Source organism: Paenibacillus sp. FSL L8-0644, from assembly GCF_038008165.1.
Classification (GTDB): Bacteria; Bacillota; Bacilli; order Paenibacillales; family Paenibacillaceae; genus Paenibacillus; species Paenibacillus polymyxa_D.
On the sequence record NZ_JBBOYN010000001.1, the window covers coordinates 3,783,446 to 3,807,852 of the forward strand.

At 43.1% G+C, this 24,407-nt stretch carries 23 protein-coding genes and 2 pseudogenes; 3 read left to right on the plus strand and 22 right to left on the minus strand.

The window, feature by feature from the left end; genetic code table 11:
• Positions 1–241: 241 nt before the first annotated feature.
• Entirely contained in the window at positions 242–1,246 is a 1,005-nt protein-coding gene (locus NSS94_RS17170) for a hypothetical protein (protein WP_341039738.1), read from the plus strand.
• A gap of 128 nt (positions 1,247–1,374) precedes the next feature.
• On the opposite strand, the gene NSS94_RS17175 is transcribed toward NSS94_RS17170, so the two are convergent.
• The 4 genes and pseudogenes from NSS94_RS17175 to NSS94_RS17190 form a co-directional block, all read right to left on the minus strand.
• Positions 1,375–1,776, minus strand: coding sequence for a hypothetical protein (locus tag NSS94_RS17175; protein WP_341039739.1), 402 nt, complete (start codon positions 1,774–1,776; stop codon positions 1,375–1,377).
• A gap of 22 nt (positions 1,777–1,798) precedes the next feature.
• A complete protein-coding gene (locus NSS94_RS17180) occupies positions 1,799–2,125 on the minus strand; it encodes a hypothetical protein (RefSeq protein ID WP_341039741.1) in 327 nt (108 codons plus the stop codon).
• A 94-nt stretch (positions 2,126–2,219) separates the two neighbouring features.
• Positions 2,220–3,074, minus strand: a pseudogene (locus tag NSS94_RS17185) (CbrC family protein).
• 115 nt (positions 3,075–3,189) lie between these two features.
• Positions 3,190–4,392 (minus strand): MFS transporter, encoded by a 1,203-nt coding sequence (locus NSS94_RS17190; protein WP_341039742.1) that lies wholly within the window; start codon positions 4,390–4,392, stop codon positions 3,190–3,192.
• A gap of 384 nt (positions 4,393–4,776) precedes the next feature.
• Here NSS94_RS17190 and NSS94_RS17195 point away from each other — a divergent pair, with 384 nt between their 5' ends.
• Together NSS94_RS17195 and NSS94_RS17200 are read left to right on the plus strand one after the other, a co-directional pair.
• Positions 4,777–6,513 carry a methyl-accepting chemotaxis protein gene (locus NSS94_RS17195; RefSeq protein ID WP_341039743.1) on the plus strand — a complete coding sequence of 579 codons (1,737 nt, stop codon included), beginning with the start codon at positions 4,777–4,779 and terminating at the stop codon, positions 6,511–6,513.
• Between the two features lie 301 nt (positions 6,514–6,814).
• Positions 6,815–8,377: an S-layer homology domain-containing protein gene (locus NSS94_RS17200; protein ID WP_029515496.1), complete on the plus strand. Its 1,563-nt coding sequence runs from the start codon at positions 6,815–6,817 to the stop codon at positions 8,375–8,377.
• 90 nt (positions 8,378–8,467) lie between these two features.
• Here the strand turns inward: NSS94_RS17200 and NSS94_RS17205 are convergent, their stop codons facing one another.
• From NSS94_RS17205 to NSS94_RS17290, 18 genes and pseudogenes are all read right to left on the minus strand, one after another.
• The gene (locus NSS94_RS17205) at positions 8,468–9,430 is read right to left on the minus strand and encodes a helix-turn-helix domain-containing protein (RefSeq protein ID WP_165149763.1); all 963 of its coding nucleotides are present in this window, start codon (positions 9,428–9,430) and stop codon (positions 8,468–8,470) included.
• Between the two features lie 130 nt (positions 9,431–9,560).
• Entirely contained in the window at positions 9,561–9,956 is a 396-nt protein-coding gene (locus tag NSS94_RS17210; RefSeq protein WP_340886107.1) for a hypothetical protein, read from the minus strand.
• Positions 9,957–9,999: 43 nt separating this feature from the next.
• Positions 10,000–10,983 (minus strand): sensor domain-containing diguanylate cyclase, encoded by a 984-nt coding sequence (locus tag NSS94_RS17215; protein WP_341039745.1) that lies wholly within the window; start codon positions 10,981–10,983, stop codon positions 10,000–10,002.
• A gap of 24 nt (positions 10,984–11,007) precedes the next feature.
• Positions 11,008–11,814, minus strand: a complete 807-nt coding sequence (locus NSS94_RS17220) for an alpha/beta fold hydrolase (RefSeq protein WP_069010507.1) — start codon at positions 11,812–11,814, stop codon at positions 11,008–11,010.
• Between the two features lie 86 nt (positions 11,815–11,900).
• Positions 11,901–12,251 carry a hypothetical protein gene (locus NSS94_RS17225; RefSeq protein ID WP_341039746.1) on the minus strand — a complete coding sequence of 117 codons (351 nt, stop codon included), beginning with the start codon at positions 12,249–12,251 and terminating at the stop codon, positions 11,901–11,903.
• Between the two features lie 19 nt (positions 12,252–12,270).
• Positions 12,271–12,428 (minus strand): annotated as a pseudogene (locus tag NSS94_RS17230) (methyl-accepting chemotaxis protein); the annotation flags it as partial.
• A gap of 146 nt (positions 12,429–12,574) precedes the next feature.
• Positions 12,575–14,032: a glycoside hydrolase family 1 protein gene (locus NSS94_RS17235; RefSeq protein ID WP_165149753.1), complete on the minus strand. Its 1,458-nt coding sequence runs from the start codon at positions 14,030–14,032 to the stop codon at positions 12,575–12,577.
• 30 nt (positions 14,033–14,062) lie between these two features.
• Positions 14,063–15,976, minus strand: coding sequence for a beta-glucoside-specific PTS transporter subunit IIABC (locus NSS94_RS17240; RefSeq protein WP_341039747.1), 1,914 nt, complete (start codon positions 15,974–15,976; stop codon positions 14,063–14,065).
• Between the two features lie 107 nt (positions 15,977–16,083).
• A complete protein-coding gene (licT, locus tag NSS94_RS17245) occupies positions 16,084–16,917 on the minus strand; it encodes a BglG family transcription antiterminator LicT (RefSeq protein WP_165149749.1) in 834 nt (277 codons plus the stop codon).
• A gap of 585 nt (positions 16,918–17,502) precedes the next feature.
• Complete coding sequence (moaA, locus tag NSS94_RS17250; RefSeq protein WP_029515505.1) at positions 17,503–18,519, minus strand: GTP 3',8-cyclase MoaA; 1,017 nt, start codon at positions 18,517–18,519, stop codon at positions 17,503–17,505.
• Between the two features lie 37 nt (positions 18,520–18,556).
• On the minus strand, positions 18,557–18,790 hold the full coding sequence (locus NSS94_RS17255) for a MoaD/ThiS family protein (protein ID WP_029515506.1): 234 nt from the start codon (positions 18,788–18,790) through the stop codon (positions 18,557–18,559).
• Positions 18,783–19,226 carry a molybdenum cofactor biosynthesis protein MoaE gene (locus NSS94_RS17260; protein WP_318627437.1) on the minus strand — a complete coding sequence of 148 codons (444 nt, stop codon included), beginning with the start codon at positions 19,224–19,226 and terminating at the stop codon, positions 18,783–18,785. The genes NSS94_RS17255 and NSS94_RS17260 overlap by 8 nt, the downstream gene beginning before the upstream one ends.
• A gap of 84 nt (positions 19,227–19,310) precedes the next feature.
• On the minus strand, positions 19,311–20,330 hold the full coding sequence (locus tag NSS94_RS17265) for a ThiF family adenylyltransferase (protein ID WP_069010503.1): 1,020 nt from the start codon (positions 20,328–20,330) through the stop codon (positions 19,311–19,313).
• Positions 20,323–21,477 (minus strand): nitrate/nitrite transporter, encoded by a 1,155-nt coding sequence (locus NSS94_RS17270; protein WP_029515509.1) that lies wholly within the window; start codon positions 21,475–21,477, stop codon positions 20,323–20,325. Before NSS94_RS17270 ends, NSS94_RS17265 begins: the two co-directional genes overlap by 8 nt.
• A gap of 166 nt (positions 21,478–21,643) precedes the next feature.
• A complete protein-coding gene (locus NSS94_RS17275; RefSeq protein ID WP_029515510.1) occupies positions 21,644–22,174 on the minus strand; it encodes a hemerythrin domain-containing protein in 531 nt (176 codons plus the stop codon).
• Positions 22,175–22,196: 22 nt separating this feature from the next.
• On the minus strand, positions 22,197–22,844 hold the full coding sequence (locus NSS94_RS17280) for a response regulator transcription factor (RefSeq protein ID WP_023989699.1): 648 nt from the start codon (positions 22,842–22,844) through the stop codon (positions 22,197–22,199).
• A gap of 7 nt (positions 22,845–22,851) precedes the next feature.
• Complete coding sequence (locus tag NSS94_RS17285) at positions 22,852–23,916, minus strand: PAS domain-containing sensor histidine kinase (protein ID WP_029515511.1); 1,065 nt, start codon at positions 23,914–23,916, stop codon at positions 22,852–22,854.
• Positions 23,917–24,369: a GAF domain-containing protein gene (locus tag NSS94_RS17290; RefSeq protein ID WP_029515512.1), complete on the minus strand. Its 453-nt coding sequence runs from the start codon at positions 24,367–24,369 to the stop codon at positions 23,917–23,919.
• Positions 24,370–24,407: the final 38 nt, after the last annotated feature.

The window sequence follows — 24,407 nt, forward strand, 5'->3', positions numbered from 1 at the left end:
CTTCTTTTGTGTTTCTATACTCAAATTAAAACGCTTCCATTAGTTGTGCGCAATGTTGTATCCCTGCATGTTGTATGCTTGATTTACAGGTGTTGAATGTCCATCCCTCATATCAAATCTTAAAATGGGTCTATTAGAAAAATATGTACGTGTGACAGCGCAGTACTCAAAAGGAAAACTCTTGTTTTTTGTACATATGGATTGTAGTATTAAGCCGATCAGTGAAAGGAGAATTACAGTAATGGAAACGAACTACAAAAAGCTGCTGGATCAGATGATGGCACCCTATGATAAAATGCTGCAGAGTCTAATAAGTGATCACGCCGATTTTTCGAAGGTTGACTATTTGGAGCAACACAGTGAGGAATATGGAAAAAGTGATGCCAATTATACCCATCGCTTGAAGGTGCTTTTGGCTATGTATAATCGTGAGGATCGAGATTCCCCGCATTACGAACCGATTGTGAGAAGGCTGCTCGTTAATGAGATTATAGATAGGGAAACGAACAGTTTTCAGGGGATTGGCGATGCTCTATACTACGCCGTTTTTTTACTGCAAAAATATGAGCGTGAGCAGGACCAAGTTTTGTTCCAGCAGGCCAAGAAAGCCAATTTCGATACATACGCCGGGTTTGATCCTGAGTTGATTTTGGAAACATATTTGTTCAGCAAAGATACAGCTGATCTTGAAGATTGCATCAATATCGCGAGTGAACTCGGGGAAGATGTATACCTATCATTATTTATTGATTTGTGGATCAGAGAGCAGACGGATTGGGACAAAGAAAATTTGCGGACACTCGTTTATCATGAGAGATGGCGCAACCATCCAGAAGGTGAAATTGAAGCCCTCAAAAAGCTGGCCGAAATGGAGAAAATAGAAGAAAATTCTAGTAACTACTGTTCTACTGCATCCAGCTTGGCAGAAAAGCTCATTGAAACAGGACGATGGGATGAAGCTTGGGAAACGATGGCAACCATCATTCCGCTTATTACGAAGGAAAAAGAATGGTTCCTGTACGGACTTGGCCGCAATATAATTACAGCCTGTATCCACATCATCATGCATTTTGGAGCAAAAAGCCGACAGGCTACTTCGTTATGGCAAACGATAAAAGGGGTTCTTCAACCTGCCGCTAACAATATGGGGACCATTCAATATCAGCTTGCTGTATCTGTCAGCAAATTTATGGGTGATACCAAATTGGAGCAAAAGTTACTCAGGATTCGGAAGCAACGTCAATAATCCAGTTGCCATAAGGAGCCTGTCGCATGCAATGTAAAGAACGAGGCATTTGACCCAGCAGCTCGCTTTCCAGTTGCCCCTCGAAGCGAGGGGCAGCGAAAATACGGATTGCAGTGCATTGCCTTCCTCTACAGATTTCCGGTCACGATAATACCATCTGCTTGCTTCAAATGCGCTCTGACCCATGCTGTAAAGGAATCGATAAATATGCGTAATTCTGGCTCCTTGGCAGGCCAAGCATCCAATTCTGTTAATATTTCATGCCATACCGACGCCTGAATCGGATTATCCCAGCAGGCATCAAAATCCTCATACGTTTCCCCCGTGTCAGGATCGACAAGTGGATATTTGGACTTTAACACAGACAGCACGATATCAAAGTCATCTGCGTAGATGAAGATCATCTCCCCCAGCTTCGGTTCATCAGTATCCCCATAACGCAGCGGTTCAAAAGTATACCCAATATTGGCTCGTGGACCGCCATAGCGATAGATTAGTGTCTGAATCTCTGTTTTTCCCTTCTTAGTCACTCTCTCTTACTCCTCTCTTCGGCTACAACTCGAACCAATCCGCAGCGCATTTCTCTTCTTCCAGTGCCCTACACATTCCTTCCCTCAACCTCATCGCATCTCCGCCGCCGATATGAAATAGACAATAGATATAAGGTTCATCATCTTCTAACCCTTCAATATTCCTTGCCTCTTCCACTGAAACCTGGAGCGCTTCAGGCCAATCAGAATTATTCTGAAGCAGAACAAAACCATCCTCATCCCTTTGCATCCGATATCCGTCAATCCTAGGCAATGCTTCAGCTAAGCGTTCCATTAGTGCTTTAATATCCTTAACATCTGCGACCTTAATTCCATACTCCCACCCCATCTGCATTCCTCCAATTTTATGAACTCCTCCTTAATTAGAACCACCCCTAAATTGGGTTTCACCTTCTCATTCACCTCAGGAAATTCACTTGGATTCAGTCATAGTCCGCATATAAGAGGTATTCCTTACAATGCCTGCACTGAAATAAATAACCCCGAAACGATCCGTCACGTTCCATGCTTTCCCGTATTCGACTCTTAGCCTCTTCTTCATTATACAAAGCCAGAATAGGCATAAACATCAGGTTGACATCATTTTCTATCCCTCTACTGACAAGCTCCTACCAGCCCACAAAATCTATAAAAACACAGTAGTCATCACAGTGATCCAGCCACGCGGCGGTCTGCCATGCCTCATAACCGGGAGTCCGATGCAGTAGCTCATCCAGCTTTGGTTCCTCCAATTGTGCACAGCAAGCAGGGTCATGAAATGTTCCCTGTAGCATGCTCGCAGCGCTACCATTCGCAATACACCAAGGACAGATCGCCTCATAAGATAATGCTGTATAAAAGGGACCCGCGTACCAGATATCGGTCTGCCGTCCACAACAGGAACACGTTTTCAAAAAGCCTGATTTAAGGATCTGAGTGCGTACAGGGTCTTGATGATAAGTAAACACAGGGAGATCGGAAGTTTTCTTGCGCTTGGCTACTTTGATTAAAGGCTTAATCACCGGCAGTCGAATCGGGCTATTAATCATCTCTTGAATACTCCACTGTTTCTTCAAATCTGCTTTATTTTTCCGGTTCATGACGGACATAAAAACCTCTAGCGCCTCTTCGTATTGATGCAGGTGAAGATACAACTCTGTCAAAATTCTGGCAGCCTGCTCGCTTTCTAAGCCCTCAAGCTCTTCCTTCAATTGGTACATGGCTTGTACAGCCTCGGGACTGGGTGCGTACAAACTATATCTTTTGTTTAGTGCCACCCATTTTTGCTGGATTTCCATAAGCCCCCCACTTCCTTCTGATTTTCCTGAAATTTCTTATAACTTATTATAATAGATATAGGCTTCCGGTGAGTATACCCCGGAAGCCTATGGATTCATCTAACCAATCTTTTATTTATTTTGCCTTATGAGGAACAGGCTCACTATTCCCGTTTCTTTTTCTCACTACCCACATAATAACAGCCATAACAGCTACCAAGACTGCTATAAGCGTAAAGGGAATATATTTGTCCACTCGATACAAGGTGGTCGTCAAAATAGGAGCAATGATCGCGGAAATTCCCTGTACCGCAGCTACCAGCCCCGCTGCTCCCCCTTGCTGCTCTTGACTGACTGAAAGCGAAGCACCTGCCATAAAACCGGGCATCAGTAAGCCTGTGCCTATGCCAAACATAAAGAACGCTGCATAGTAAACGACCAAGCTGGCTGAAATCAGAAATAATGCCATTCCAGCAATCAGGAATAGAGAACCAAGTAAAATCATCGGCTTAGGCTGCCATTTAAGCCATTTCATCTGGATGATCTGCACAATCAGCATCGCTGCCCCGGAGAACATAAGTCCAAAGGACACGACTCTTGCTGTTTCTTCGGATGTAAGACCTAACTGATCTTGAAAATAAAAACCACCTATAACCTGAATAGTCACAATACTTATCATCGTAACCAAGCCTGCAAACAAATACATTCTTAGACCTGGCTGGAGGGGGTTAATTCGAGCGGGTTTTTGCTGAATAACGGGCTGGGCCGCCGGAATCGCCAGCAGAGACACCACGAATGCAACAGCGGCAATGACAATTCCAAAATATAAGGGCCATAACAGCCCTATTAAAGTAAAGGCACCTGCATTCGCGGGACCAAATACCAGCCCAAGCCCATTCGCCGCACTAATAATAGCCATACCACTTCCACGCTCTTCTCCTTCCGTTACATCTCCCATATAAGCTTGGGACGATGACAACACCGCCGGGATAAAGCCGCCAATTAAGCCGCGTGTAACAATCAGCAGGACTAACAGCAGCCCCCCACTGAGCCAACCATTTAATCCTGCAAAAAGAGTAAGTGTAAACAACAGGCAGCTTACACACATCCCTATGAAACCAAGCAGAATCACCGGCTTGCGTCCCTTTGCATCACTTAGATTTCCCCATACTGGAGCCATTAAGGCCATCGTTATAGAACCAAGCGATATAATTAATCCGGAATGGCTTTCTCTTAAGCCTAATTCACGAATAAGGGGCGGCATAATTGGAGCAATGAGCATGAGCCCTAGCATAGCCACAAATACACTGAAAAAGATGCTCCCTTTTATTCTATTCATCCTCGCACACTCCTCTGTTAAAGATTCTCTCTATGCAGAAGTATACGGAGCATACCAAAACGCTACTGCCTATAGACGGATAAATTTGCGGTTAAACGGATTTAATTTTGCGTATAAAACAGCAGCCAGTCTTCAGACAGTAAAAAATGGCCTGCATTCTATGGCCCAATGGGCGTCGTTAATTATAGAGTCGCTCTTTCGTTGTGAAATGAACTACATCGGTCTCTTCATCGCTGACTGGATGGAAGGGCTTCATTTCCTGGCATGTTATTACGATATATGATGTACAGTCTTTTGCCTTTAGTAATTAGCGTAGCTGTGGGTTGAGTCTGTATATCGATGTCTAAGGGGGAAATCTCAGTGAAAACAAAAATAGGATCAATCATGAAGGTAAGATCGTTAAGAACGAAGTTAACCATAATGTGCTTGATTATTTTAATTGTACCCACATTCGTGATTGGAATCAGTTCTTATGTTGTTTCCAAGAATGAAATGAATGAATCAGGCAAAGTAGCACTTAAGAATAGTGTGCAAATGGTAATTGGTATGATTAGTTTCCTCAATGGGCAAGTCGAAGTCGGTAATTTAACATTGGAAGAAGCACAGGAAAAACTGCGCATCGAGCTGCTCGGTGTAAAAGATGCTAATAACAAAAGACCGGTAAAGATTAAATATACTGTAGGTAAAACAGGTTATCCGTGGGCAGTCAATCAAGATGCCGTTGCAGTGATGAACCCTTCAAATGAAGGCCAGGGTTTAATAAATGCCGTTTCGGAAGACGGTGTGCATGTGGGAAAAGAGTTTGTAGAAGTCGGTACAAACGGCGGAGGATTCGTCACTTATAAATGGGCTTTACCTGGCACAGATCAAGTGGAGACGAAAATTTCTTATGTTGAAAGGGATCCTTATTGGGGATGGATCATCGGTTCTGGAGCATATTTTAACGAATTTAACAGCGGAGCGACCAAAGTCCTTTATATTGTCCTGATTATTACGACTTCTGCGGTTATTCTGGGAGCAATTATAGTAAGCTTTGTTTCGGGACGTTTTACGAAGCCTATTATCATGATTGCAAAGCGGCTTAACGCAGTTGCAGACGGTGATTTAACAGTCGAAGAAGTCAAAATTCATTCAAAGGATGAGATCGGCGAGCTTGCACAGGACTTCAATCATATGATTAAAAATATTAGATTTCTGATCGGTGAGGTAAACCTGTCCACAAAGCAGGTCGCTGCTTCCTCGAAAGAATTGACCCTTGGAGCAGAGCACACGGGGCAGGCAACGGAGCACATCACCATCGCAATTCAAGAATCGGCGGCTGGTGCGAAGGAGCAGCAACTAATGCTCCAGAAGACAACCAGCTCGCTTGAGGAAATTTCAATAGGTATGCAGCGGATCACGGACAGCTCCTTGACCATTGCTGAATCGTCTGCAGACGCGATGGAAATGGCGAGCCTTGGCGGTACTGCTGTACAACATACGGTGAAGCAAATGGACTTGATTAACCATTCCGTCAATGAAACCGATGCGGTTATGAGGATGCTGGATGAACGTACTCAACAGATCGACACGATGCTGCATGCCATTACGGATATCGCACAGCAGACCAATCTGCTTGCCTTAAATGCTTCGATTGAGGCTGCCCGTGCAGGCGAAGAAGGCCGCGGTTTCTCCGTAGTTGCTTCAGAGGTAAGAAAACTGGCCGAACAATCGAACCAGTCTTCTGGGCAGATTTCTGAGTTGATTCAGAATATGCGCAAAGATATGGAGCATTCGCTTCGGACCATGGAACGCGTAAAACAGGATGTCGACTCCGGCATTAAAATTGCTAATGAGACGGAGCAGCAGTTTAACAAAATTGTGACGTCCACCAATCATATCGCACAGCAAACGGAAGAGCTCGCGAGCATCACGGAGCAAATAACCGCAAGTGTCCAGGAAATTTCAGCAAGCGGAGAAAACGTATCGAGTCTGGCGCTTCAAGCGGCGGACAACTCGCAGAATATTGCAGCGTCTGCAGAGGAGCAGCTAGCTTCGATGCAGCAGATCACCAGCCTGGCAACGACCTTGTCGGATATGTCACAGAAATTACAGGATCTGACGGTCAAATTTAAATACTAACGGAATAATTCTTTCCAAAATATCACGCTAAACTGTCATTCATATTATGAGGTCAACCAGTTTTTTCTGGTTGACCCTTTTCGCATTTGCTCTGAGAAATTACGGAAAAGCTCGCAAATCGTGATCCCCTTCTAGCGATGTGAATTGAGCACGCGGTTTTTGTCGATTTGGTTCAGAATTGGTTCAGAGGCATTTAGTATAGTAAATCAGTAATGTAAGAAAGAAAATTATATTAGTAGGTTAGTCATCATGGAGGATTTAGTCAGTTCATCGTGACACCGGAATTTTATGGAGGAAATTTATGAGTAAAATCAAGTCTTTTTGTTTATCTTATCTTGCTGTTATCGTCTTATTTGGAACCTGGACATGGAGTTTTTCCGAGAGTACTGTGTATGCAACCTCCTCACCAGCACCTAGTGTAACGGATGCGGTGTATGCTACTGAAACCACGGTAACGAGTTGGACAAATCCTTCTAAACAAGGTCAATCCGTAACGTTTAGCATCAAAACCATCTCAACCCCACAAATTACGAAAGATTTAACCGGCTCGGTTATCCTTATGGACGGTACGGATATATTAGATACGCTGACGATGAGACCAAATGGCATTGCGAATGGATATGCCACTGCGACCTACACCACAAGCGATTTAAGTGTGGGAAGTCACCCAATTACTGCTATATATAGTGGGGATGCTCGATTTGCCCCCAGTACATCTGAGCCATACATTCAGGTCGTAAATGCATCTGCGCCTACACCTTCACTGAGACCTACAGTAACTACAATATTGAGTTCGCTGAATCCGTCTAATCAAGGTCAGGAAGTAAGGTTTAGCTTGAGGACAACCTCAAACCCACAAACTTCGGGCGATTTAACCGGAACGGTCATCCTTATGGACGGCACGAATATATTAGATACGCTGACGATGGAGCCAGTGGGCATTTCGAATGGCTATGCCAATGCGTACTACACTACAAGCAACTTAAGTGTGGGAAGTCACGCAATTACTGCTATATACAGTGGGGATGCTCGATTTGCTCCGAGTACATCTGAAGCGTATATACAGGTTGTAAATGGAAATGCAGGCACGGGTGATATTAGCAATAACGACAGCAGCAGTAGCAATAAAAAAGATAAGAAGGATAACGCGGATAGCAGTGATTCATCTTCTTCAAGTGAAACAACCGCATCTTCATCACCATCGGCTTCTTCAACGGTTTTACCGACTGCGGAAATCATGCCAGTAGAGCAATCCGAGGTTGCGCATGAAAAATATATAACGGGTTATCAGGATGGTACATTCCGACCGGACCAGTCAATTACACGAGCTGAAACCGCCGCGATGATGGCTAGGATTATGAAGTTGGAGACAAAAGAAGGCTCAACGACATACAAAGATGTACCTAGCACGTATTGGGCAAAGGATTCGATTATAGCACTTACGACACAGCACCTTATGAATGGATATGCAGATGGAACATTTCGACCAGAGCAACCCATTACCCGTGCAGAAATGGCAGCAATACTCGCATCCTGGAAGCAGCTTAAAGGAACGCAAACCACAGCGTCTCCTTATACCGATATCGAAAAGCATTGGGCAAGGGATTCCATTGTAGCGTTAGCTAATGCAGGATGGATTACCGGCTATAACGATAACAGCTTCCAACCCAATAAATATATAACACGAGTAGAAACGGTTACCATTTTGAACACGATCTTAAAACGAGGACCCCTGGAAGGAACCATTCAGGCTACATGGAAGGATGTACCAACAGATTACTGGGCATTCAAAAATATTGAAGAAGCGTCTCGTACCCATACTTCAACCATCAATACAGATGGCATTGAAACTTTCGTGAAATAAGCACCAAATAAAAAGGCTGGAATCCTATCTATACAGGGTTCCAGCTTTTTGTTACCTTGATATTTTTTTAAAATGGTCAAAACAGAATTTTTAAAATACTTTCTTCAAAGATGATGGTTTCACTCCGTATTCCCGAAAAAATTGCTCTGAAAATGCACTCACATTACTGTATCCTACAGCCATCGCAGCTTCTGTTACATTGCTTTCCTGGCTTCTAAGCAGCTTCATCGCATAATCAAGACGAATTTGGCGCAAATATTCAAATACAGTCGTTCCAAAACATGCTTTGAATCCTTTTTTTAATTTAAAATCGTTTAATCCAATTCTTTTGGATAATGCGATCAGTGAAGGAGGATCAATCATGCTGGATTCAAGGATTTGCCGAGCCATATGCAACTTTCTGACATCTTCTTTAGATAAGCCTTCGGGCATGGGAGTTAAATCAAATAATTGAATCATAAACCTATTCAAAATCTCTAGTGCCGCTGCTTCCATTAATAAAGGCGATCTATGCACACTTTTCAAATCTTTGATCAAATGTTCAATCATCACTATACTTCTGTGATCCAGCTCAAAACTAAGGTGATGGAACGCAGCACCCTTCAGAATTTGTTTAAATTCAATAGCTACCTGGCGACGAGCCGCCAACTGTGAAGCCGCATAATTAAACAACGAAACAGGAATGCCAAGTGCAAAGGATTGGTATTGTTCGTTAATCGGAGGATGAAAACGTGCTTTGAAATCCTGTAAAAAAATAAGAGCACCCCACCCTATCGGGAGCGTGTAGTCCAGACCAGCTATATTCACATGACGTTGACCCGAAAGTGCAAATTGAAGTTCAATCATTTGTCCTTTGGAAGCAAAGTTCGTCTGGTAAGGCTCGTGATATTGGATATGCGAATACACAATCTCGATACCGCTGTAAGTCGTAACTCTGTAGATATGTCCGTCACCTGCTTCCGGTAACATCATATACGTATGCTCGTTTTGTTTTCTAAACGGAGTTTTTTCCAAATAATGCTGATATATTAATGATAACGAATTTGAATTCACAAGCGTCCACCTCAAAGGTTTTCATTCATTTTGATGATTCAAATGAGAATCGTTATCATTAATATTAGCTGAATTTGAACGATTTGACCAGACTTATTGGAGTATGCTGTGAAGATATCCGGGGAATCTATTAATCCCAATCCATATAAAACGTTGCTTTCAATTTGCCCTTCTCACATGCTGGGCAACTCAAATGAACAGGCACATTGTTTTCAATGTGTTCCTGCTCCATAACACTCGCGCATCTAGGACAAGCATAAGAAATTTTATACTGTGATGAGTCCGATTTCATCTCAATAAACAATTCATTACGGATGGCCTGACAGGCAGGACACACATACATAGCGTCATAAGCATCATATCTCGTCGAAGGGTTGCCTATGAATTCCCCAATACGTCGTTTAAGGACAGTATCCTGTACAAACGAAGCAATGGATTCCAAACTCATATATGAAAAACCAAACCCTACAAATATGTTCTTAGTATAAGCACAGGTATCACAGTCCAGCTTGTACGCTTCCCCCATGTTTATCACTCCCCAACTCTTCATGCGGTTATTGAAGCCTCATTTATTTCTTTACGAGACTTGCTGAATGCGTGACTTGGTTTCTCCCGCCACTCTTAGAAGCATACAGTGCCAAATCCGCTTGATGAACTATCGATTGTTCCGTATCCGCTTGCGTAACCGTTGCCACACCGATACTCACAGTAATGCTGTATTCTCCCCAATCCCTTGAGGCCGTCATGGAACGATATTTTTCTGCCGTACGAATGGCTTCCTCTTGATCGTTGCCCGGAAGAACAATGACAAACTCCTCGCCACCATAACGAGCGACAATGTCCCTATCCCGCGACGTGGATTGCAGTAATTCTGCCAGATTCGTGAGCACCAGGTCGCCCACCGGATGACCATAAGTGTCGTTAATGCTTTTGAAACGATCAATATCAATGATAAGCAGCGAAAAAGATATTCCGCTCTCATGAAAGGACGCGAGGCTAGCTAGTAATTGATCTTGGAAATACCTTCTATTTTTGAGGCCAGTTAACGGGTCCGTGGATGCCATCGTTTCAAGCTGGAGATTGATCCTTACTAGCTCCTGCTGTTTGATTTCATATTCTTCGTGCAACCGTTCAAGCTTCTGATTCGCTTCATTCGTGGCCTGATATAATTCCTGAAGCTTGGTTTTGGTCTGCAGGATATCTCTCTCATGTTCAATTCGCTTACGCATCATAAGCACGACACAATCAATAACCGTTTCTCCGTTTCGTTCCTGACGAACCCCGTTCAGAAGTACAGGCACATCCTGTCGATCACTTGTCCGAAACGAAAAGTACATCTCATCGACATGCCCGTACAACTGAATATAGGGATAAAAATAAGTATGAAAAAATAGCTTGTTCGTAACAGACATTGTTGTTTCAATCGGCCGTCCGAGCAATTCATTACGATCATACAGAAGCATGTCCAATAACGTTTGATTTACAGATTGAATGATCCCGGCATCCGAAATTGAAAAGTAACCACAAGGAGCTTTATCTAATTGAATATCCATTAAATGACTGCCTTTCTTTCGATATTACACACTAGCTAAATATTCTTTGATTAAATCGCTCGTTTCTCCTGGTTGGCTTAAATGAGGATAATGCCCCTTTGCTCTCATCTGCTGAAGTCTGCTATTTCTAAGATGGGTATGCAAATAATCCCCTACCTCAATCGGAGCAATACTATCATCTGAGCACTGGAGAATAAGTGTAGGAACCGAAGCATGCTGAAGATCAACACGGCAATCTGAAAAAAATGTAACCTCTGCGAATTGCCGTGCAATATGAGGATCTCTTGAACAAAATGCCTTTTCCAATTCTTCGGTTAAGTCCCCTCGCTCGGGATTCTGCATAGCAATGGGCGCCATGTAACTAGCCCAGCCAATAAAGTTCATTTGCATCATATCCAGTAATTCATCAATATCACTCTTATCGAAGCCCCCATAATAAGAAGGCAGGTCATTCACATAGCGTGGAGAAGGACCGAGCATGACAATGCGTTCAAAATATTGAGGGCTGCGGATGGATGCGAGCATTCCGATCATGCTGCTAACGGAGTGTCCGACGAATATGGTATTTCTTAAGTCTAACGCTTCCATAATATCCAGCACATCCTGGGCATACCCTTGCAAGTCACTGTATTTTTGGGAATCATAGTACTTTATTTGAGAATCTCCCGAACCAACATAATCAAATAAGACGATTTGGTAGTTGTCGATAAAGCTAGGGACGATATAACGCCACATATCCTGGTCGCATCCAAAGCCGTGAGCAAACACAATCGTCTGGCTACCTGTGCCTAGCACTTTTATATTATTACGTAGGAGAATATCAACGGTCATTGTGAATCACCTCTCTGAGGTAGTATCTGTTCTATGGCTTCTCTTCCCTATTATATCGGAAAAGTTTCGATTATGGATAATGACTCTCATTCATAAATCCAGCGTTCAATGATCCCTTTTACCTTGTGCACATGTTGCTGTGATAAGGAACAAATAATAACCAATTCGTTTTTCCCATTTGTATCTAACCAATAGTGAACGTCATCCTCTTCATTAACCGTTTCTTGAATGATTCTGATGGATTTATGACTTATTTTTGATTTAGCCGAAAAAATGGGGTTCATATCCATGACTTTCTGACCATTAGAAAAGGATGTATTGTAATAAGGAATCACCCAGTTCTCCTTATCCTGATCTTGTACTACATTTAGAAATACACGCACCCAATAATCCTCTAGTTCTGTGTATCTCTGTTCATTCAACTCATTCAAATTCATACATGTAACCACCCTTCTTATACACTGGTTGTCTGACGGCTTGCAAGGATTGTTCAATACGCCCTGTTGCTTCCTTGGTGCCCGTAGACATTTTGCAGATTTCTGTAGCGACAATCCCAAAACCTGCTCCTGCGTCACCCACCCGAGCAGCTTCAATCCAGCATTTAATCCAAGCAGGTAATATGTATCCACTTCCTCAAATTTTGATATCAGCCCTACCCTCTATTTCGTCATTTTCATCCCATGTATTTAGTGAAGCAGCGCGTACCGATTAAAATTGGCACGCGCTGATGGTATGACTTTTATGAAACAGGCATTAAGATCTAATCCAACTGCTCTCCATTAGTTTCGATCACATTCTTATACCAATAAAAGCTCTTCTTTCTAGATCTGGCAAGTGTCCCATTGCCTTCATTATCCTTATCGACGTATATAAATCCATAACGCTTTTTCATTTCTCCGGTTCCCGCACTGACCAGATCAATACATCCCCATGGCGTATACCCTATTAGGTCCACTCCATCAGCAATCGCTTCTTTCATTTGCTCAATGTGTTGCTTCAGATAATCAATTCGATAATCATCGTGAATGGAGCCATCTTCTTCCACTGTATCTACGGCGCCAAGACCATTTTCAACAACCATTAACGGGATTTCATATCGGTTATAAATGTTATTGAGGGACCATCTCAATCCCTGTGGATCGATCTGCCAATCCCAGGCACTTGCTTTCAAATGAGGATTCTTTAAGCCCATAGATAAATTTCCTCCCACCTTCTCCTGGTTGGGATCGGCACTGACACAAGTAGAGGAATAATAGCTGAAAGTATAGAAATCTACGCAGCCTTCTTTTAAGATGTCCTCATCCTCTTCTTGCATTGTGATCTGAATATTATGATCTCTAAAATAGCGTTTGGCAAATCCCGGATAAGCTCCTCTTACTTGAACATCTGAGCATAGGAAATTACTTAAGTTATCCTTTTGTTGAGCCAGCAGAATATCATCAGGATGACATGTAAGTGGGTAGGAACACATATAAGCAATCATACAACCGATTTTAAAGTCCTTGTTGATTTCATGACACAGCTTTACAGCCTTTGCACTGGCAATAAATTGATGATGCAACGCCTGATACAGAACCTGCTCATCCTTCACTGTAGCATGGGCTAGCTCTCCATTCCCCTCCGGCATCATAGCTCCAGCCATGAATGCTCCAAATGACAAGGTTAAAATATTGATTTCATTAAAGGTTAACCAGTATTTTACGACATTTTTGTATCTGTTAAAAAGCACTTCACAATATCTCACATAAAAATCTACGACTCTGCGATCTGACCAACCATTATATTTTTGGGTCAAATGAAACGGTGCTTCATAATGTGAGATTGTAACCAAAGGCTCAATATTGTACTTTTTCAATTCTGCGAATACACGATCATAGAACTGCAAGCCTTGCTCATTCGGCTCTGCATCATCTCCGTTAGGAAATATTCTTGACCACGCAATGGACATCCTAAAGACCTTGAATCCCATCTCTGCAAATAAGCGGATATCCTCTTGATAGCGGTGGAAAAAATCAATAGCCTCGTGACTCGGGTAGTTCACTCCTTCTTCCAGCATAGGTGTAATTCTTCGGGAAGTCGTATGCGTTCCAGCCGTAATCACATCAGCAGTGCTTAAGCCTTTACCTTCTTCATTATATCCACCTTCAAATTGGTTGGCAGCCGTTGCACCTCCCCATAAAAATCCTTGTGGAAATTCCAATGTAGTTGTATTTTTCATTGTTTAATTCCTCCTCAACATTAATTAGGATTAGACTACGACGGTCAATAAGTCCTCTTGATACTCAATTGCCTTTTTCTCTGTTTCAATGACATCCAGGTAATTCGTAGTATTGGCAACGATAACAGGTGTGGTCAAAACATACCCAGCCTCTTTTATAGCTTCCATATCAAACTCCATAAGCAGCTCGCCTTTTTTAACAGCATCCCCCTGTTTTACTTTAGGATAAAAATGTTTGCCTTTTAATTTGACCGTATCTTTGCCTACATGGATGAGGACTTCAACACCGTGATCACTTGTAATTCCAATCGCATGACCTGACGAAAATAATGATGTTAATACACCATCTACAGGTGAAACAACCTTACCTTCAGAAGGTTCAATGGCAATCCCTTTACCCAAGGCACCTGTCGAAAAGGCTTCATCTGTTACTTCAGATAAAGACTTCACTTCACCTTTTAATGGACTCATCACCGTCTCTTGCTTTACTAAAACTTCTCCTTTGGCTGCTCTCGAGGTGCTATCTTCCTTTTTAGCTTCTTTCACTTCATCATCTTTAAATCCGCCAAAGAACATAAGCAAGAAGCCTAATACCAAGCTTACCAGGATACCGATAACAGCCCCATAAAATCCGCTGTCTATTCCTGCCGGACTGATATAGCTCGGGATAGCAAAAATACCCAATCCACCAATGATATAACCTTTCGTTCCCATCATTCCTATAATACCGCCGCCTACTGCAGATGCTATACAGCTTAAAATAAATGGTTTCTTACGTGGTAATGTAATCCCGTAAATCGCTGGTTCTGTCACACCAAAAATCCCGGAGATGACAGCTGGAATGGAAAGTGATCTCAGTTTTACATTTTTGGTTTTAAACAAAATTGCCAGTACGACGCCCGTCTGAGCAAAGGAAGCTCCCAGCGTAGCCGCAAGAATCGGATCGAATTTAAGCACGGCTAAGTTGTTCATAGCGATAGGAACAAGTCCCCAGTGTAATCCAAAGATAACAAACACTTGCCAGAAAGCGCCCATGATTATGCCTTCAATAATTGGACTTAAGTTATACACAAAGAGAGTTGCTGCCCCAAGCAGTTGACCTGCCCAAGTCGAGAGAGGTCCAATCACAATCAATGCTAAGGGTACAATAACTAACAATGTGAAAAACGGAACCAAAAATGTTCTCACTACGCTAGGGATTACCTTTTTAAAGAAGTTTTCTATTTTTGAGCCTACATAGGTGGATATGATAATCGGAAGAACGGTTGACGCATAACTCATCAGAATGACCGGAATGCCTAAGAAGGTGATATATACCGGTGACTCAAATATAGTACCGCTAAATAGAGTGTATAGTGGTTTGCCCGAGGCTGTTATCGTGCTAAATGTTGGGTACACAAGCGATGCACCTATAGCCATACCTATGAAAATGTTGGCATTGAACTTTTTAGCTGACGTATACCCCAGGAAAATAGGAAAGAAGTAAAACAAACAATCACCTAAAGCATTGAGAATTTGATAGGTACCCGATGTAGTGGTCAGCCAGCCCAAAGCTACAAATAGGGCAGTGAAGCCCTTAATCATACCTGTGGCACTTAAGACACCCAGCGTGGGTGTAAATACACCTGAAATGGTATCAATAAATCTATTGAACAAACTCATTTTTTCACCTGATGCTTCTTCTGAATCTCCTGTCTGAAAACCGCCTACAGCAGTAACATCAGCATACACCTCAGGCACATGGTTACCTATAACAACCTGGTATTGCCCGCCACTCTTTACGACCGTGACAACACCATCCATATTTTTCAAAACCTCTGTATTGGCTTTACTTTCATCTTTTAGTTTGAAGCGCAAGCGTGTAATACAATGAGTTAGACTATTCACATTTTCTTTGCCGCCGACATTTCTGATGATGTCTTTTGCTAATGTCTCATACTTCATTGTAATTTCCCCTTTAATTGTATTTATAAAAAAAGGCGAAACCAAAATAGATCAAATTCGATCTAGGTTGGTTTCGCCTGCATTACCAGTAACAATCCAAGAGTTATTCAATTTTGTCTTTGGGTCACACGCTGAATATGAATCGTGATATACAGCTTTTCCTCATCTGACAATACCATATCCAAGTATTTCTCAATCTTCAGCATGCAGCCATAAGCCTTTTTGTACTTTGCTTTCACTTGCCTCCATAAAAAATCGTCTTCCAGTTCTACTTTTTCTTTTTTATTTAATCGCTGAAAGAAGAATCTTAAATGTGTAATAAATCGCTCATAACTGATCGAGTGTTCATCTATGGTGGTATTATAAGAGTATTTAATAATATTCAAGATGTCGTGTATTTTTTGAGTTTGCTGAGCAACATCTGCTACCTTGTTGCAGGAGCCGTTTACTTGAGCATTGATTAAATGAAGAGCAATATTACCTGCTTCATCTTCTGACAATCGTTTGCCTATTTCATCTTCAATAAACTCCAGTGCTTTTAAGCCAACCGCAAATTCTTTGGGATAAAATTTTTTAATCTCCCAAATTAACGGATTTGCATTTTTAAACCCTTCATCAAACATTTTAAATGCATTGTTCATATGATCCGTAAGCGAAACATATATATAATCGCTCAATTGTACTTCTAATATGCTTTTTCCATATTCAATGATGTCATAGCATAACGAAACATATTCTGATGGAACATCCTCTAACAATAACTTAAATTTCTCTGAAGCATCTTTATGTTTAAGCACAAAGACCTTTTCAATTAGATGCTCTTCTACTTGTTCGCCTGCACTCTTTTTAAATGCAATACCACGACCCATAACAACAAATTCATCTCTTTTTTGATCTTTGGCTATTATGGCGTTGTTATTAAAGATCTTCGTTATGATCATCTAACTGCCCCCCTTATCCCATCAAATTTAAAAAAGGATTTAGATGCTGGGCGAAATTTCAGATAGGTCACAAGACGGTAATAGCCGATCAAACCTTCGTCGTAAATCAAATTCAAATGTATTGATTTACAATTCCGTGTTATGAAAACGCATTCATAATAAGAGACAAAGCCTTACGTTTTCCATCATTGATCTTGAGTGCTCCCAAACCGATCTGATATTCCGTTCTGAAAATGGATATAGTCGGTTAACCACGTCCCATGACATCATTTTTCGGATGTCGATTCGTTGGTCGACGTCATCATCTTTGTTGTTCAGCACTTGTAAGGCTTTATATCACTCACCTTTCTGCGTTATGGCTGGGCAGATTTTCATATCATGCAGGATATCGCAAAGCATGTATTCTAAAAAGAAAAGGCAAAACCCAACACATGGAAATTGAATTCCATGCCTCGGGTTTTGCCTTTTCAGTAACAATCCCAAAATCATAATAACATCGAATTTAAGTTTTGCCAACAAAAATGTTTGCGCTTTCTTTTTCGGAGCAACCACATCAAATACAACACACTATCATGGTATAAAATGTCATCCGCCAATGTAGGACATGTTAATCTTTTTTTTGTTGTTAGCTGTCTGCTCCGTACGTTCATCGGAATACCGGTCTGTACGTTGTTCCCATACTGAAGTAATCACATCGAGTAGTTCCTGGTCATCCGCTTCATTACGAAGCATCTGGCGTAAATCGAATCCGCCTGAAGCAAACAAACATGTATAAAACTTGCCATCGCACGATAAGCGGGCGCGTGTACAAGACGAACAAAATGATTCAGAAACCGAAGTAATAAAACCAATCTGTGCGTCGCTGTCTTTATAACGGTAACGTTTTGCCACTTCTCCAAAGTAATCCCGATCCATCGGCTCCAGCTCGTACGCATTCTTAAGTCGTTCAACAATTTGTTTTTTGGTTAGTACCTTTTTGAAGCTCCATCCGTTGTCATTCCCTACATCCATAAACTCGATAAAGCGAAGGGTTATTCCCTGCTCCTTAAAATAAGCGGCCATCGGCAAAATCTCCGAGTCATTAACGCCTTTTTGAACGACCATATTGACCTTGATTTCAAAGCCGATTTCTCTTGCATATTCGATCTGCTTCAAAATAAAATCAGGCTTAATCCCCCGCCCATTCAATCGCCCAAATAGCTCAGGGTCCAGAGCGTCCAGACTGACATTAAGCCGTCGTAGCCCCGCGTCATAGAGAGGCTTAGCCTGCTGTCCTAGCAGCACACCATTGGTGGTCAAGCCGATATCTTCCACTCCGTCAATGGACAGGATTTGGGAGACCAGGTCGGATAGATTCCTGCGCATTAATGGTTCGCCGCCCGTGAGTCGGATCTTTTTTACACCCAGGGATACAAAGAGCTTCGTTAGCCGGTGTATCTCTTCAAACGACAGACATTCATTTTGAGGAAGAAAGGCGTAATCGTCACCGAATATTTCTTTGGGCATGCAATAGGAACAACGGAAATTGCAGCGGTCCGTAACCGATATACGCAGGTCACGAATTGGCCGCTGCAACGTGTCTTTCAGTGGATAAAAATTCATACGCCCTCTCCTTTCTAGTTGTTTAGCATCGTTATTATTAGCCACCGCTGACTGGGGGAATGAAGGCTGCAATGTCTCCATCCTGTAATACATCCGTAGACAACGCATACTCCTCGTTTATCGCAATTCGCACAGACTCGATCGGCATATCTGGATATTGATCTGTTATCCAATTGGATAAATCGCCTACCGTTTGGCCCGCCAAATCTGCCAATTCTTCTGTTTTTCCCGTCACCTCACGGAGTCCCGCAAAGTAGTACAGCTTAATCATGACTGATCTCCCCCGGCTTTTTCTTTTGATCTCCGACCCACTGCGTTCCACCTTCCCAAATCTCTCGTTTCCAAATAGGAACTATTTCTTTAATTCGTTCGATCGCGTATTCATTTGCCTTATACGCATCCGAACGGTGAGGTGAAGAAACGGCAATGACAACGGCGATATCACCGATTTGAAGCTCGCCAATGCGGTGCGCGATTGCCACTCGCGTCCCTTCCCATTTCTGTTCGATTTCGCGACCAATCTCTGTGAGTTTTTTTTGGGCCATGGGGACATAGGCCTCATAAGCAAGGTATAAGGTCCGTACGCCTTGAGTCCATTCTCGTACGTGCCCTGTAAAAATAGTCACCGCTCCTGCTTCCGGCCTTAGGACATAATCCGCATAAGCCTGCGGGATAATGGGCTCCGTCACGATTTCAAATACACTCATCTTTTCCACCTTCCAGCCCCCGGACAATCCACTCTCCGGTGACAGACTCTTTAAATATTTCTGCTTTTTGTATCTATATCTCATTTAACCGAACAGCTGATGATATAGTTTTTGACCGTTGGCAACACTCCGTACACCGTGTATGAGAAGCCTTCCGTTTTTGAATAAAATCATTCGATGCTTAAAAGCATAAAATTCAACGAAATAAGGGGTTCTTTTTACACGATCTGCTATAAGCCTGCCCATTTTTTCTGCATCATCGAGCGTGATCGGACGTTGTGGGTCTGGAAGAACCTGTACCACGTTCCGTCCGCACAGAGCAGCATACGCCGAGCGACGTGATGCTGTCAGTGCAGGAAACGTAGGATGTTCTCCACAGGCTGGACAATCTTGGTTACGGATGCGGGAAATCCCTATGTCCATCTGCGTGTTCTCCCATAGATCAAATAGATGAACCTTGCGACGCATCTTATCACGTCCGCCGCTCAGCCACTTCATGGCTTCTGCACATTGGAGGGCGGCTGTCACCTGGACTGCGGGTGAGATGATTCCAGCCGTATCGCAGGTCTGATTGATCGCAGGCAGGGATGGCAGAAGGCAGCGTAAACAAGCTGACTCGCCCGGCACGAATGGAAAAACAACGCCTGTGCTTCCAACACAGGCTCCATAAATCCATGGAATTCCTGCCTTCAGTGCAGCATCGTTGATCAGCAGACGAGTTTCGAAATTGTCCGTAGCATCCATCAGTAATATACTCTTGCTGGCAAGTTCTAGAACAAGCTCAGCATCTAAATTATCGAGATATGTGTGCAAGCGCACGTCTTCTCGTATGGCTTTCAGCCTTTTTTCGGCTGCCATAACCTTGGGCTGCATTTCCGCGGCGTCCTGCTCCGTGAACAGCTGCTGACGTTGCAGATTCGACATCTCTACGTAATCCCTGTCAACAAGATGGAGCTCCCCAACGCCCGCTCTTACCAGTGTTTCGGCGATGGCAGAACCCAGTGCCCCGCAACCGATAATGGTGACGACAGCAGCGGATAGATTACGCTGCCCTTCGCCACCAATGGGTCTAAATAAGATCTGTCTGGAATAACGCTCATTCATTAGATTGTGTCCCTTGATAATACAGCCATATGACGAGGATCAGGCTAGCCAGCGCCACTTGGGAGAGCAGCATGAATCCAATGGAGTAATGGCCAGTAGCGGCATGAATCGTCGACAACAAGATCGGAGGGAAAAAGCCACCGAGACCGCCCATCATGGATACAATTCCGTTAACTATACCTGCTTGTTTATTAAAATAAAATGGAACTAGCTTGAAGATGACGCCATTCCCTACTCCAGCACATACAGCGATCGCCAAGCAGCCTACTGTATAAAGGGTGATCCCTGGTGAAAAAGCCAAAAGAATCGCAGCGACCGTATAAACAGAGAACGTGCCTACCAGCAGGAACAGAGGCTGAAACCGATCCGCCAGCCAGCCACCGATAGGGCGGAAGAAAGTAGCAATCGCAATAAAGCCAGCTGTACGCATCCCTGCATCCACTTTGGTCAGTTCAAAATTTGATACCAGGAAATTCGGCAAGTACACCGTGAACGCTACAAATGAGCCAAATGTAATAAAATAAAAGAGCGAGAAAAACCAAAGCTTCTCATTTTTATAAACCCCTTTGATCTGCTCCATAATGGGCGTCTTCACTTTAGCTTCATGACGATCCCCAAAGAAGAAATTCAAAACGATAAAAACAAGCAGCAGAATGAGATACAGCTTCACTGTAGGGGCCCAGCCGATTTGGGTAGCCACAATAGGGGCCGAGAAGGTAGTGACGGCTGTTCCCAAGTTTCCTATACCATACATTCCATTTACAAACCCATGCTTTTCCTTTGGATAATACTTCGGCAGCGAAGTCACCCCAACCGAGAACACAGCTCCTCCAATCCCAAGGAACAAGCCACCAATAATTAAATCCGTCATCGTAGAAGCTTCACTGATATAGTAGACGGGAAACAAAAGCAAAATAAAGCTAACGAGAAAAACGATTCTTGCTCCGAAGATGTTGGCATAATAACCAAGCGGGATGCGCAGAATCGAACCAAGCACGACCGGAATCGCCGTGACCATGGCCAATTTTCCGGGCGGAATAGCAATATCCTCCGTAATGAACGGCATAAGCGAAGAAATGATAACCCATACCATGAATCCAAGAATCAAGTTCAATGTTTGTAACGGTAACTGCATTTTTCTAATCATTTAACTCACCTTTTCAACGTTTTTTCTGTCGAATTATTAAATTGAATTTCTGTCCCCATTGTAGCCGCTAGCCGATCTGTTCGAATATAGGGGACTCCCCTTTACCCGACAGGGGACTCCCTGAAAATATAAAAAAGCCGCTTCTATAGGAAGCGGCTTGGTCTTTTTAAGAGATAAGTGTATTTAATTTGTCACATAACTTGGTTAGATCATTCCGATTGATCTGTTGCTCTGCCATAGGAAAAAGTACAGTTTCTTCTTTTATAAAATGTACAGTCAGCACTTCAAAGGCCTCTCCCGCGTTCTTGGCTGCCTCTTGAATGTCATCAAGCGTGAGCAAACTCAAATCGCCCTCCGTCTGATGAAGAAAATGATCGATATAGCCCTCTATTTCACGGTGCTCCTCCTGTATACCGACGAGCGGTCCCTGCTCAAAACCAATGTAGGTTCCTAGCATAGAAAAGAAGTGTTCTTCTTCCTTTTCGGTATGTTTCTTGAGGGGTACCCTAAAGTCGAGAATCTGCATTCTCAGTTTTTCCAGTTGCTTGCGGCCTTCTTCCAAATCTAGTATTCTGTGCTGCTCAAACCACAATACAATGGCATGCCATTCATCCATCAGATATGTTAGATATCGATGCTCATTTTCAAGAATACGCATGGCAGGTTTGGAAAAGCGCAGTTTCTCATTTTCCAGCACGCGGATTTCCTCCATTCATCGGCTAAAAATCCAGCATTTTTTTCTTTAATGCATATTGGACCAGTTCAGGCCGGCTTCTTAAATTCAATTTTTCCATGATCTTCGCTTTATTTGCTTCCACCGTCTTGACAGAGATGAACAGCTTTTCCGCAACTTCCTTGTTACCGTAACCTTTTGCGACCAGAGGCAGAATCTCCAGTTCCCGCTTGGACAGGATCTCATAAGGATCTTCTGATTGTGACGTTGTATCTTTTTTGATGAACTCACGAACGAGAGAAGTAGCCATTTTAGGATGGATATAAGTCCCACCCCCATGAATGGTTCGTATGGCAAGTAATAGCTCCTCATCTGGAGCATTTTTCAAAACGTATCCTGAAGCACCATTCTTTAAAATATGAAAAAGATATTCTTCATCGTCATGCATGGTCAAAATCAGAATTTTAGTATCAGGGTGGTCTTCTTTAATCTTGCCTGTGGCGATCAATCCACTTTCGCCTGGGGGCATGCTGAGGTCCATGATTAGAATATCTGGACGATATTTAGCTACCATCGTATACGCTTCAATGCCATCCGCAGCCGTTCCGACAACCTCCATATCCGATTGGAAGTTCAAAATCATGGAAAATCCGCTTCGTACAATAGCATGGTCATCCGCTAACACAATTTTGATCAAGTCTCTATTCCTCCTCTTGGCCAATCGGAATTTGCAAAAAGACCTTGGTTCCCTGACCCACATTTGATAGGACGCCAAAACTTCCGCCTACCAGCTCTGCTCGCTCCTGCATGCCATATAAACCTAATCCCGTTCCAATAGGCTGGCTCCCCTTTTCAAAGCCAATTCCATCGTCCTCTACAGTCAAACGAAGCGTATGATCGTGCTCAGTCAAAGAAACTTTAACCATGTCTACCTGGGCATATTTTAAGGCATTGAGAACAGCCTCTTGGCAGACACGGTAAATGACCGTTTCCTTTTCACTTCCGTATCGCTTTTGGGGAAGATCCGACACAAATTCAACGACAAGACCAAAGCTTTGTTCAACCCTCTTAAAGTGGGAACGAAATGCCGCTTCAAGCCCAAAATCATCAAGTGTGGCGGGGCGTAGTTCCACAGACAGGTTGCGGATATCATCCAGCAATCGCGTCATGGATGCTTCAGTCTGCTTCATGTTTTTGATGAGCTGTTCATCATTCGTCATGTATTTTAACACCCGCAGCTCAACAACCGCACTCATCAATTCCTGGGCGACGCTGTCGTGCAGTTCCCTGGAAAGCCGTTTACGCTCATTTTCCTGCGCTTCAATGACATGCTTCATCATTTTGTTTTGATACAATTTTTCCTGCGTCTGAAATTGCGGAGTCAAGTCCCTCAACATCAACACCCTTGTTCCATGTTCAGAATCAATGGTGTGAAAAGAAGCGGCATAGGGGATCATTCCGTTGCTCTTTGTTTCCAGATATACCTGAAAAGAAGCGAAATCCTTGGATTCTGGCATATTGAAATAACAATCAAGGCAGGTACGGGGCTCCGTTTCGCTTGTATAGCCCCTGCATGTTCCACACAAAGCTTTTTCCTTCCCTTCATAGAGTTGAATGAGGACGTCATCGCTCACAATCTCCTCCGCTGCCGGGTTCATAGCTAGGGTGTTCCCTTGCCCATCAAAAAAGAAAATGGCTTCTGTACTGTTCTCAAACAACTTCACCATTAGCGCATTCAAAGAGCCAGTCCCTACAGATAATGTCAATTACATCACTTCCTTCCCGTTCAACTCTCCAAATCCCCTATGCGCCAAAGCTTCCAAATCACGCATCATGGCTGCGGTCATCAGCAGTTCTTCCCGAAATCCACCAAGCAGTACGCCCGCGACGCGAGCATCATTCCATAGGGGAACAGCCCCGAGACTCTTGAGTTTCTCGGATTGAACGATCGGGTAGTTAAACAGGTTGTCTGCCCCCACATATTGATGAACAGATGGAATGAAAACGGATTTCCCAGTTTTGAACACGACTCCTGCTATGCCCTTTCCGGATTGCAGTACAATTCGCTTAAAGCGATCATTTAAATTACCGGCTGCATTTTTCCATTTAATTACGTATTGATATTCGGCCGGTTCAACCAGAGCAAGCGCCATGAAATCATAACCGAAATGTTCGCGTATTCGCTCAAGCTCCCTTTGATAATCCATCCTATTATTCATCGCTCTCTCCTAATAGAATTAGGAAAGAAGGCAGAGCC